Source organism: Treponema sp. OMZ 855, assembly GCF_024181145.1.
GTDB lineage: Bacteria > Spirochaetota > Spirochaetia > Treponematales > Treponemataceae > Treponema.
The window spans coordinates 2,621,715-2,633,867 of sequence record NZ_CP051194.1 but is presented as its reverse complement, the minus strand read 5'-3'; the positions used below and the strand labels follow the sequence as shown (position 1 = coordinate 2,633,867).

9 protein-coding genes are annotated in these 12,153 nt (G+C 42.5%); 6 read left to right on the top strand and 3 right to left on the bottom strand.

The window, feature by feature from the left end:
- Nucleotides 1–4 precede the first annotated feature (4 nt).
- The 6 genes from E4N65_RS11930 to E4N65_RS11905 all read left to right on the top strand — a co-directional run bounded on the left by E4N65_RS11930 (nt 5) and on the right by E4N65_RS11905 (nt 8,466).
- Nucleotides 5–1,729 (top strand): ABC transporter ATP-binding protein, encoded by a 1,725-nt coding sequence (locus E4N65_RS11930; protein ID WP_044014345.1) that lies wholly within the window; start codon nt 5–7, stop codon nt 1,727–1,729.
- On the top strand, nt 1,717–3,192 hold the full coding sequence (locus E4N65_RS11925; protein WP_044017053.1) for an ABC transporter ATP-binding protein: 1,476 nt from the start codon (nt 1,717–1,719) through the stop codon (nt 3,190–3,192). Before E4N65_RS11930 ends, E4N65_RS11925 begins: the two co-directional genes overlap by 13 nt.
- Before the next feature lies 1 nt (nt 3,193).
- Nucleotides 3,194–3,904: an energy-coupling factor transporter transmembrane component T family protein gene (locus E4N65_RS11920; protein WP_044014347.1), complete on the top strand. Its 711-nt coding sequence runs from the start codon at nt 3,194–3,196 to the stop codon at nt 3,902–3,904.
- A 13-nt stretch (nt 3,905–3,917) separates the two neighbouring features.
- Complete coding sequence (locus E4N65_RS11915) at nt 3,918–4,520, top strand: MptD family putative ECF transporter S component (RefSeq protein ID WP_253673387.1); 603 nt, start codon at nt 3,918–3,920, stop codon at nt 4,518–4,520.
- Between the two features lie 67 nt (nt 4,521–4,587).
- Entirely contained in the window at nt 4,588–6,387 is a 1,800-nt protein-coding gene (locus tag E4N65_RS11910; protein ID WP_253673386.1) for an ABC transporter ATP-binding protein, read from the top strand.
- 135 nt (nt 6,388–6,522) lie between these two features.
- Nucleotides 6,523–8,466: an ABC transporter ATP-binding protein gene (locus E4N65_RS11905; RefSeq protein WP_253673385.1), complete on the top strand. Its 1,944-nt coding sequence runs from the start codon at nt 6,523–6,525 to the stop codon at nt 8,464–8,466.
- A 410-nt stretch (nt 8,467–8,876) separates the two neighbouring features.
- Here the strand turns inward: E4N65_RS11905 and E4N65_RS11900 are convergent, their stop codons facing one another.
- The 3 genes from E4N65_RS11900 to E4N65_RS11890 are packed head-to-tail and all read right to left on the bottom strand — an operon-like array spanning nt 8,877 to nt 12,051.
- Nucleotides 8,877–10,496, bottom strand: a complete 1,620-nt coding sequence (locus E4N65_RS11900) for an ATP-binding protein (RefSeq protein WP_044014351.1) — start codon at nt 10,494–10,496, stop codon at nt 8,877–8,879.
- A 55-nt stretch (nt 10,497–10,551) separates the two neighbouring features.
- Nucleotides 10,552–11,406, bottom strand: coding sequence for a RipA family octameric membrane protein (locus E4N65_RS11895; protein WP_044014353.1), 855 nt, complete (start codon nt 11,404–11,406; stop codon nt 10,552–10,554).
- Nucleotides 11,407–11,418: 12 nt separating this feature from the next.
- Nucleotides 11,419–12,051 carry a hypothetical protein gene (locus E4N65_RS11890; protein WP_144389659.1) on the bottom strand — a complete coding sequence of 211 codons (633 nt, stop codon included), beginning with the start codon at nt 12,049–12,051 and terminating at the stop codon, nt 11,419–11,421.
- Nucleotides 12,052–12,153: the final 102 nt, after the last annotated feature.

Sequence of the window (12,153 nt, the reverse complement as noted above, 5' to 3'; positions counted from 1 at the left end):
ATTTATGTATAAAAAATTATTTGCATTTTTGAGTAAGCGGGGAAAAATCGATGTATGTATTTCTTCTCTGTTTTTTACCTTGTACGGATTGAGCTCCGTGGGGATGTTGCTTACGGTGTTTGCGATTTTGTTTAAGATTGCTGCCGGGACTGATGTTCAGGGACTCTACGGGGCTTTTGCAACGCTGATAGGCTTGGTCGTTTTTAAGGGACTTTGCAATATGCTTGCCGACTTAAAAAAGCACGGAGCCGGCTTTGATGTGGTGCAGCAAATACGGGAGCGGATGATTGTAAAATTAAAGCTGTTTAGTTTGGGATTTTATACGAATGAACGGCTGGGGGAATTAAATACAATTCTTCATAAAGATGTGGACAATATGTCTATGGTGGTCGGTCATATGTGGCCGCGGATGTTCGGTGATTTTCTCATTGCGCTTGCGGTATTTATCGGTCTTTGCTTTATCAATCTTAGTGCAGCCCTTGTGATGGCCGCGTCGATTCCTCTTTCGCTTGCTTACCTTTTTTACACAATTAAGGGAGCACAAAAAACGGAGCATAACAATAATTCCGCACTTGCCGATATGGTGAGTTTATTTGTCGAATATGTACGCGGTATTCCGGTGCTCAAAAGTTTTTCGCATAATAAAAGTCTGGATACTGAACTTTTTGAAAAGACAAAAAAATTCGGAGAAACAAGTAAGGCTGCTTCCCGTTTTAAGGCAAGACAGCTTTCGGTCTTTTCGTTTTTAATCGATGCAGGGTATTTTGTTCTTTTCATTTATTCCGGTCTTGCCGCGTTACGAGGAAGCATCGATGTGCTCAGCTTTATGATTATCGCAGTCATTTCAAAAGAATTTTATAAACCTTTTGCAGCTCTGGAAACGCACTATATGTATTATGTGTCTGCCGTAGACAGCTATCACCGCTTGGGAAAAATTCTTCATGCCGAGGTAATAGCCGATAAAACGGACGGAGTTACTCGTGCACAAAACGATATTGTTTTTAAAGATGTAGCATTTTCTTATGAAGAAGATGAGTTCAAAATGAATGGAATAAATTTTTCCGTTCCGGAAAAAACGATGACTGCGCTTGTAGGAGAATCGGGAAGCGGTAAGACGACGGTTACGAATTTGCTTTTGCGGTTTTACGATGTGCAAAGCGGAACTATTACGCTCGGCGGTACCGATATTCGGGATATCCCCTACGATGAACTTTTAGATCGCATCAGCATTGTTATGCAAAATGTTCAGTTATTTGATAACACCATCGAAGAAAATATCCGAGTAGGAAAAAAAGGAGCAACAAAAGAAGAAATCATCGAAGCTGCAAAAAAGGCAAAGATTCACGATTTTATTATGAGCTTGCCGAAAGGCTATGAAACGGATATAGGCGAAAACGGAGGTCTCTTATCCGGCGGACAAAGACAGCGGATTTCCATTGCACGAGCATTTTTAAAAGACGCTCCGATTTTAATCCTCGACGAAATGACCAGCAATGTCGATCCTGTAAATGAGTCTTTAATACAGGATGCCATTACAGAACTTGCAAAAAACAGAACGGTCATAGTGATCGCTCATCATTTAAGGACTATTCAAAAGGCAGATCAAATCCTTGTGTTTCAAAAAGGCTGTCTTATCGAAAAAGGAAAGCATAGAGAACTTTTGGAAAAGGAGGCTTACTATGCGCGGCTTTGGAAGGCACAATACGGGAGCGGAATGTGCTCACGCTAAAAAATATTTCGTATAAAACAAGGTCGGGGCTTCTCATTCTCGACAATATAAACCTCGAAATAAAAAAAGGAGAATTTGTTGTCATTACCGGAAAAAGCGGAAGCGGGAAGAGCACACTCGGCTCTGTTATCAATGGCCTTATCTCGCATTACTATGACGGAGTATTAACGGGCGAAGCTTATCTAAACGGAAAAGATATATGCACTATGGAGCTTTCAAAAATAGGCTGCATAGTAGGCTGTGTATTCCAAGACCCGCGAAGTCAGTTTTTTATGACCGATCCTTTTAGTGAAGCGGCATTCGGTTGCAGCAATATGCTTTTGAACAGGGAAGAAATACTGAAAAGGGTAGACAACAGTTTGAAGCTGCTTGGAATAAATCATCTAAAAGAGAAGAGTATCTTTAAACTTTCAAGCGGTGAAAAACAAAAACTGGCTATCGCGTCATGCTATGCGATGTCGCCTGACATTTTTTTGTTCGATGAGCCTACAGCTAATCTGGATATTCATTCCATCTTTGATTTGGAAAACATATTACGGAGCTTAAAAGAAGAAGGAAAAACCATTATCGTTTTGGAGCATCGATTATTTTATCTTTCGGCCTTATGCAGCCGTATGCTCATTATGGATAAGGGAAGAATTACGGGCGAATACTCAAAAGATGAATTTTTTGAGCTGCAAAAAAACAATAAAAATATTCGCCCCATATATTTGGGAAATCTCGATACGGTTCATTCTAAAAGTATTATCGATAAAACCACCCCATTGCTTGAAATAAAAAATATTTCATATTCACATTCAAAACAGGAAAAACCCGATGTGCTTAAAGACATATCAATAAGAGCTTATGAAAAGGAAGTTATCGGCATTATAGGTGAAAACGGAGCGGGTAAAACAACTCTTGCTAAATTGTGTACAGGCTTATTAAAAGAAAAAAGCGGAAGCGTTTTAATTAAAGGAGAAAAGCGTAGCTATAAGAAAAGGGCGGGGAGTATTTATTTTGTCATGCAGGACTCCGACTATCAACTTTTCGGTAATACCGTAGAGGATGAATTGAATATAGGAAAAAAAGGCGGCGGTTTGAGCTATACGGAAAAAGAAACCGTTTTATCGGACTTTGAAATTCTTGATTTAAAAGAACGGCATCCGCTTGCCCTCTCAAGAGGTCAAAAGCAACGGCTTACCATTGCAGTAGCTTTTTGCAATAACTGTAAGATACTTTTTTTAGATGAACCGACAAGCGGCTTGGATAAACATTCTATGGATTTAGTTTCTAAAAGTATTCTCACTGAGGCAAAGGCAGGTAGGCTTATATTTGTAATATCGCATGATTATGAATTTTTACTGTCTGTCTGCAACAGAATTATTTATTTAAAAAGCGGAATGGTTCACGCTGATTTCAATTTAAATAATGATACCAAGAAAATGCTCTGGGAGCTTTTAAGTAAAAAAGAGGAAATGTGAAGTGAATACAAAAAGAAAAGCGGATCCGAGAACGGTACTCGGCATTGTATTTATTTTTATCTCGTTCGGTCTTGCCGTCAATAAGCCCCTCCCCTCACATGTTTTACTTATTATTTGTAATTTCTATTTATGGGATGTACGCGCTTATCGTGAATCCGTTTTATATAGCGGAATGTATAGTATCATTGCCGTGTCGATGTTTTATATTCATTATATTCCGAATTCGACAATTGCTCTCATGATTGTATCTTTAAGTTATTTTATTCAAAAATTCGTTATTGCGGTTATGATGATTATATTCTTGAAAAAGAAAACTTCCATGCCCTCTATTATATCGGCTATGCAGACGATGAAATTTCCAAACATAATAGCAATTCCCTTAATCGTTGTATTTAGGTATCTCCCGTCCTTAAAAGAAGATTACGGCTGTTTAAAAGACAGTTTAAAAATAAGAGGAATTTCTATTTCGGGCTTACGGTTTTTAATTCATCCCATTCGTTCTTTAGAACTTATAATTGTTCCGATTTTATTTAGAAGTCTTCGCATAGCTGAGGAACTTTCCACATCGGTTTTGCTGAGAGGAATTGAAAACTATAAAAACAGAACGAATGTCTATCCGCTCAAATTTACAAAAACGGATTTTGTATACGGATTATGTACGGCTATTGCTGTGGCTGTGGTATCGTACTTACAGGTTAGTAATATTTTTTAGGAGAATATAAACTATGGAAACAACGACAAACAAACTAAACGCCAAAGATTTTATTTTTATCGGAATTTTTGGTACAGTTGCACTGCTCATCTTCTTTGTTACAGGAGCAATTGCTGCATTAACGCTTTTCGGAACGGTAGCCAATATCCCGATTACGCTGTTTTTTGTATCGATAGCATTTATGCTGGCGGCATCAAAGGTAAGAAAAACGGGCGTCTTTTTTATTATGGGGATAATTATCGTTTTACCGGGATTTATGGCGGCAAACGGAATAGGCGTCGGCCTTTCAATTATCGGCTGGTTCATTGCGGAGACTCTTGCGTCAACGATGAAGTACAAGGATAAAAAAGCAATTATTCTGTCCTATATGCTGGGCTCCACATTGCAGACAGCCTTGTTCACCCTGCCCATGTATCTTTCGCATGGAGAATACTTTGTGCAAAGAAAGGAGATTTTACATTTAACGGATGAAGCTTTACAACAGTATTTGCAGGTTGTGGGTTCATGGCAGATGTACGGTTCTATGGTTGCATTGACAGTTATAACAAGTTTCGCGGGAGCGTGGATTTCTATGCGGATATTAAAAAAGTATTTTGAAAAAGCGGGAGTGATATAGCAGCATTTTAATTTATATTCCAACTCGCCGTATTCATTTTTTTTAGACTGTGCTACGATAAGTCATCATGCTGAAGACTTTATCAAAAAGCCTGCGGGAATATAAACGGACATCCGTTATCGCAGTGCTGCTGACTATTACGGAGGTGGTGTTTGAAATAATCATCCCCTCCTGTATGGCGTATCTCATTGATTTTGGAATTGAAGCCGGTGCAATGCAAACGGTGTTCAAGTACGGGGCGGCGCTTTTGGTCTTTGCGCTTATTCAATTATTGACGGGGGTGTTTTCGTCGGTTACTGCGGCAAAGGCATCGGCGGGTTTTGCGGCAAATCTGCGGCAGGATATGTACGACAACGTGCAGACTTTTTCTTTTTCCAACATCGACAAATTTTCACCTTCTTCCATTATAACGCGGCTTACCACCGATGTAACAAACGTACTCAACTCCTATCAGATGCTGGTAAAACTTGCCGTGCGCGCCCCCGGAATGATGATCTTTGCGATGATTGCATCGTTTAGAATCAGTACGAACATTTCCCTCATCTTTCTCGGTATGATTCCGCTTTTGGGACTCGGTATCTTTCTTATTATCCGGAAGGTGCATCCGATATTCAGAACTGTTTTTAAAACCTACGATACGCTCAACAATGTGGTGCAGGAAAACGTGCGCGGTGTCCGGGCGGTAAAATCCTTTAACCGGCAGCAGTACGAAATTACCAAGTTTGAAAATATTTCCGAATCGATTTACAAGGGCTTTTCAAAAGGGGAGCGGTATATTACGCTGATGATGCCGATGGCACAGCTGTGTATTTATACCTGTATGATTTTGATTTCGTGGTTCGGTGCAAAGGAGATTGTTGCGAGCGGGAACAATGCGACGCAGGGGCTCACCACCGGGTCGCTGATGGCGCTGTTTTCGTATGCCTCTCAAATTATGATGAGCTTGATGATGTTTTCGATGGTCTTTGTGATGATCACTATTTCCCGTTCTTCCGCAGACCGTATTGCAGAAATTTTAAATGAGCAGCCGGACATCACCAATCCTGAGCATCCCGTGATGGAGGTAAAAAACGGAGAGATATGCTTTACCAATGCCGATTTTATGTATACTGCGGATGCCGATAAAAAAGTAATCGATAATGCGAACCTTGTTATCCGGTCTGGAGAAACGGTGGGGATTATCGGCGGCACGGGTTCTTCCAAAACATCTTTTGTCCAGCTCATTCCCCGCTTATACGATGTTACCTCCGGTTCGGTGAGTGTCGGCGGTGTGAACGTAAAAGACTACGATGTAAAAACGCTGCGGGATGCGGTAGCAATGGTCTTGCAGAAAAATGAATTGTTTGCCGGTACGGTAAAGACTAATTTGCAGTGGGGGAATGAACATGCAAGCGATGCGGAAATTGCGGAAGCGTGCCGCCTCGCTTGCGCTGCCGAATTTGTCGAAGCAATGCCGGATGGGTATAACTCCCGTATCGAGCAGGGAGGTGCCAATGTTTCCGGTGGACAAAAACAGCGGCTTTGTATTGCGCGGGCGCTGCTCAAGAAACCTAAGATTTTAATCCTCGATGATTCAACCAGTGCGGTAGACACCAAAACGGACGCACTGATTCAAAAGTCATTTAAAGACTTCCTGCCGGATACAACAAAGATCATTATTGCGCAGCGGATTTCTTCCGTACAACATGCGGATAAAATTCTCGTATTCGACAACGGAGCAATTACTGCGGTCGGCACACATGATGAATTGCTGCATACAAGCGACATCTATAAAGAAGTCTTTGAAACGCAACAAAAAGGAACTGATGACATCGTTCAGAAATGTCCGTCCGTGGACATTTCTGAACTTCGAGTTTTTCATAAATGAAAAACTCGATACTGTTTAGAACCACTGACATCCTGTCAGAGAAGCGTTGTTTCGGCACACCGAAACTCGCCGATGAAAAATGTACAAGGAAGTACATTTTTCATCAAACTACCACAACAAAAATCGGAGGTTCCGATGCATAATATGAAACCTGCTCACGGTGCAAAACCGGCAACAAGCCCAACCGCAAAACCGGAAATGAAACTTTCCATGCCTGCCGTCAAACGGCTGCTTTCTTACCTTAACCCGTACAAGGCTGTCCTTGCGGTTGTTACAGTCTGTATTGTCGTAAGTGCAAGCGCAACCGCCGCCGCCTCTTTATTCCTGCAAGTATTGATTGACCGGTATATTCTGCCGCTGCTTGCGCAAAGTACTCCGGTATTTACCGGACTGCTACGGGCGCTCATCGTTATGGCGGCGGTGTACGGCACCGGTGTCCTCTGTTCATGGATTTACAGCCGTTTGATGATCAATGTGGCGCAGCGGACGCTCAAGCGGATCCGCGATGAGATGTTCGCAAAGATGCAGCGCCTGCCGATTCGGTATTTCGACACGCACACGCACGGTGATATTATGAGCCGCTACACCAACGACACCGACACACTCCGGCAGATGATTACACAGTCAATGCCGCAGTTTGTTTCTTCCGTGTGTACGATTATCGCCGTGTTCTTTGCAATGCTGTATCAGAGTGTGTACCTAACGGTCATCGTTGTTGCTTCCATTTTTTCTATTTTGAAAGTGATTAAGCTCATCGCAAAAAAGAGCGGCTTCTATTTTGTGCGGCAGCAAGACACACTCGGACAGCTCAACGGCTATGTTGAAGAGATGATAAATGGACAGAAAGTGATTAAAGTGTTCTGCCGGGAAGAAGCGGTAAAAGCTGAATTTAAAGAAAAGAATGCCGCATGGCAGGAGAGTGCTGCAAAAGCAAATGCGTATGCAAATATCATCATGCCCTTTATGAATGCGCTGGGATATTTTCAGTATGTGATTGTCGCGCTTGTCGGTGCGTGGTTTGCCATTGCAAAAATTCCCAATCCGACTATCGCCGGTATCAACACGCTGACACTCGGCACCATCGCTTCATTTTTAACGCTGTCGCGGAGCTTTACCAATCCCATTTCTCAGCTATCCAATCAGCTCAATTCGGTGATCAATGCCGTTGCAGGAGCCTCACGGATTTTTGCGCTGATGGACGGAGCGCCGGAGGAAGATGCCGGTACCGTTACGCTTGTCAACGCACGGGAAGAAGCAGGCACCTTGTCCGAAGCGGCGGAACACACGGGTGTATGGGCGTGGAAGGAAACACATGAGGACGGTGCAATTTCTTTAACACGGCTGACGGGCAAGGTGATTTTTGAACATGTCGATTTCGGTTATGGCCTTGAGAAAAACGTGCTGAAGGACATAAACCTCTTTGCGGAGCGCGGGCAAAAGGTGGCATTCGTCGGGGCGACCGGTGCAGGCAAAACAACGATCACCAATTTGATCAACCGCTTCTACGATATTAACAGCGGGACTATTACCTACGACGGCATACCGATTACCCGCATTAAGAAAGAAGACCTGCGGCGTTCGCTCGGTATCGTATTGCAAGAGGTGAATTTATTTACCGGCACTATTATGGAAAACATTCGATTCGGCAACTTGGATGCAACCGACGAACAGTGTATCGCAGCGGCAGAACTTGCCAATGCGCACAACTTTATTACGATGCTGCCCCACGGATATGACACGGTTATTGAAGGCAGCAAAAACTCCCTTTCGCAAGGACAGCGGCAGCTCTTATCCATTGCCCGCGCCGCAGTCTCCGATCCGCCCGTTATGATATTGGATGAAGCAACCTCTTCAATCGACACAAGAACCGAAGCGCTCATCCAAAAAGGTATGGATAGGCTGATGGAAGGCAGAACCGTTTTCGTCATCGCCCACCGCCTCTCCACCATTATGAACTCCGACGTTATCATGGTCTTGGATCACGGCGAAATTATCGAACGCGGCACACACGAAAGTCTTATTGCCAAAAAGGGTATGTATTATCAACTTTATACGGGAGCCTTAGACTTTGACAAATAGGCGGGCATCTGCGTTGTCGCTTAACAAAAAACACTCCTCGACGTACAACAAGTACGACTGCGGGTGTTTTTTGTACGCTCCTAGCATCTGCTCCACCTATTTGTCAAAGCGCTGGTTAGGGGCGGGGTATCTCCTTCATCGCTTCTGTTTAAATCAGTGGCATCCTTGCCGCTGCTGAAAATCCTCAACGTATCAGTACCGCCACGGATGGCGGTGTTTCTAAACAGCAGCAAGTTTTTCACTAGAAAAACTTGTCGTTGAAAAGCGTACACGGAAGTACGCTTTTCAACAGGCCTGCGGTTAATTTTCGCTCACGCCTCGTATCTGTACCGTCTCTTTGCAAAAGCGTTGGTTAGGGGCGGGGCATCTGCGTTGTCGCTTAACAAAAAACAGTCCGCGATAGTTGCAATTTACTTGTCTAAAACTTCGGTTTTCCAGTCTTTTATTGTGCGTGTCTGTTCATCAAATGAACTTCCAATGAGCACTATTTTTTTCCCACTCGCCATGTACTTTGCGGCATAGCCATTCGTTTTTATCTGGTTGAAGGCATCTTCAGCACTACCATTCCCGGAGAGCTTAAACTCAAAGATATACACAGCATCAGCAGTAATAACCACGGCATCCGCACGTCCGGTAGCGCAGTGTACTTCCGTCTGTACAAACTGTCCCATCAGTGCAAAGACAAGATACACTGCTGTCTGATAGTTCTGTTCCCGCAGTTTCAGCTTATTCTTCGGGAAATCATCATACGGAATACTTGCGATAATCGCTTGCATCCGCTCCATAAAGCTATTCACGTCACCCTTGCGGATGTCTTGTACAAACCGTCCAACCCATACCCCTGTTTGGCCGAAGGGGACGTCAGAATATGCCGGTAACAGATTATGCAAAAAGCCATACCGTACCTCATCATTCGGAAAGCCCAGTCGGTAAAGCCGTAAATCTTTTATATATTCCTTGATAGTGAGATAGCCTGCTTGAAACAGAATAGGCAACGCATCTTGAGCAACTGCCCGATAGGTTTGCAAGCCATCTTCATCAAGTTGCACATTGCCATCCAAGTCGGGGATATAATAATGCGCTTCTTTTAAGAAGTTGACCAAAAAAGTCGGCGTTCCCGTACCGAACCAGTAACCGCTAATCTCTTTTTTGACAAAGGCGCTCAAAAGGCTAAAGGGATTGTACATTCCTTCTCCTGCAGGATGGAACATATAGCCGTCGTACCACTGCTTTAAGGCTGCTAATGCCTGTTGATACGTAAGGTTTTGCTCATCGGCAAGCACTTGTATGTCAGGCTGGAAGTTCGTTTCAAGTTCTGTTTGTGTGATGCCGCAGAGGCTGGCATACTGTTTCTCAATCGATATATCGCGGAGGTTATTCAAATCACTGAAAATGCTGATCTTGCTAAACTTGGTAACCCCGGTTAAAAAGGCAAAGCGGATATATTCATCACAGGTTTTTATGACAGAGTAAAAAGCTTTAAGCGCATTGCGGTATTGTTCATTCAGCGCTTCATTTATTCCCATCGTTTGTAAAAGCGGCTTATCGTATTCGTCTACGAGAATGACTACCTGCTTGCCGGTCTTTTGATATGCCCGTTGGATTATCCCTTTAAATCGGCTCGAAAACGTTTGCTCTGAGGTATCTGATTCGTATTGCTTTTCCCACTGGACTAAATGAGTGTGCAGAATAGTGTGCATACTTTTTTCATCATTGTAATTTTCCGTATTAAAATCCAGATAGAGTACAGGATATTCTTGCCACGCCTCTCTGCCTTCTTGTGCCGCTTGCTCCTCTTCCGCTTTTTCAAGATATAGATCTTTGAATAGCTCTTTTTGCCCGCGGAAATATGCTGCCAAGGTTGAAAGGAAAAGACTCTTGCCAAACCTCCGCGGACGGCTTAAGAAATAGGGACTCGACACTTGAACGAGCCGCCAGAGAAATGGGGTCTTATCAATATACAGATAACCGTCTCGGCGCAGTTTTTCAAAACTCTGTATGCCGATCGGTAGTTTGCGGGGAGTATTCATAGCAATAGTATAGCAGGGTTCAATGCTTTCTGCAATTTAGCCACGTCAAAGACGGCTATTCGTTTGCCAAATAAGAGGAACCCAGTTGTTTTTTTAAGCAGGTAAAAAGTACGAAAAGAAAGAGAGCGGCGGCGAGGAAAATGAGGAACATCATAGGATGTAAAGAGGCGGAGAGACACATTTTACAAAGCCGGTAAAGATGAAAGAAAAAGGCGAGGATAAAAAACTGTAAGCTGATTATACCGATCATGATGTTGATTTTAGAAACGGAAAAAGGCCCCGCGACCGGAGAAAAGAGACGGGAGTTCATCGGATCGCCGTGACGGTTGTGCAGTTTCCCGAATAAGTATTCCGTATATCGTCCGGTTTTTTTATTGCAAAATATCTTATTAAGCTCGGAGTTTGCCGACTCATTGCAGCCTTCCCAAAACTTGTGATTAGTGCTCATCTGTGCAATATTGCTTTCATACAGCTCATACCATGCCTTTGATCCCTTGCCCATAAGAACCCACAACACAGAAAAGAGCATTCCCAAAAAGCAGATAACAAGGGGAACTATCCCCATAGTAAAAGGCTGGGCAAATGACTTTTCCGTACACGGGGATTCATTTTTTTCGGTAATGATGACCATAAACTCTTTACAAACTTTCACATCATCTTTAACAGCTTGAACCGTTGCAGTAAGGCGATTGCCGGCTAATTGGGGGATAAATATATCCTTCATATAAACAGCATAAGCGCCTGCAATAGCAATTAAAAAAGCAGCAAGAAAAACAGACCGAGACCAAAGACGTTCAAGCTCAAAATCTCTTCCGCGCCAAAGGTATTTGTAAATATCCTTTGCTGTAGGGGTGTGATTATTACTGTTCGCATTCGTATTGTCATTACGATTGTTATCTTGATTGCACATAAATCCCCCTTTTTATTTTGCCGTAATATTTTGACAGTAGGATTCAAAAGTTTTAGTGATTGTCCGCACCCCATATTCTATTTCTTCTTTTTTTGATTCGGTATTATCATTACGAGAAGTTGCAATTGTTTTTTTATCGTACCGTTCTCCTACTTTTTTAAGAGCTTCATCATAGGCGTATGTTAAAAGAGCGTATTTACGGCTTTCTTCTGAGAATACAAGGTTTATAAGAGCAAAGGCAACAATAAGAACTGTCATAATACCGACAAAAATTGAGGTGATGATAAATATATCTTGATTACCGTATTGACGTACATTCATCCATAAGAAAATTAATAAACCGATTGCAAATACACTGAACACTATAAATAATACGTAAGAACATATCGGCATTTGTATTTTTTCTATATACATATCGATTATTAGAGAATCATCCTGCTCTGGTATTTTGTCTTTATTTATTAAGTTCTTTGCATTTATACTTTCATTACTTTTACCGTCTGTAAACATAGATTTGTATATGTATTTATCAAACACTTTAATCTTCTCCTTTCCTCGCCCCCCATACGGAGCGTTTTTCTTCATTATCTCTCCACAAACTGCACTGCTGTTTGCGGCAAGTTCAAAAATTGACTTTCTTGCCAATTTTTGAACGCGACATCCTTGTTCGTTCTGAAAATACTGAGCGTAAAAAGCATAGCTACTCAGCTTTTCATTCAGAACCCGCTTGAGCACCAAGGCAGGTTC

Bases quoted from the DNA above. Each gene is read 5' to 3' on its own strand.
- E4N65_RS11930 (WP_044014345.1), top strand. From the start codon at position 5: ATGTATAAAAAATTATTTGCATTTTTGAGTAAGCGGGGAAAAATCGAT.
- E4N65_RS11915 (WP_253673387.1), top strand. From the start codon at position 3,918: ATGGAAACAACGACAAACAAACTAAACGCCAAAGATTTTATTTTTATC.
- E4N65_RS11910 (WP_253673386.1), top strand. From the start codon at position 4,588: ATGCTGAAGACTTTATCAAAAAGCCTGCGGGAATATAAACGGACATCC.
- E4N65_RS11905 (WP_253673385.1), top strand. From the start codon at position 6,523: ATGCATAATATGAAACCTGCTCACGGTGCAAAACCGGCAACAAGCCCA.
- E4N65_RS11900 (WP_044014351.1), bottom strand. From the start codon at position 10,496: ATGAATACTCCCCGCAAACTACCGATCGGCATACAGAGTTTTGAAAAA.
- E4N65_RS11895 (WP_044014353.1), bottom strand. From the start codon at position 11,406: ATGTGCAATCAAGATAACAATCGTAATGACAATACGAATGCGAACAGT.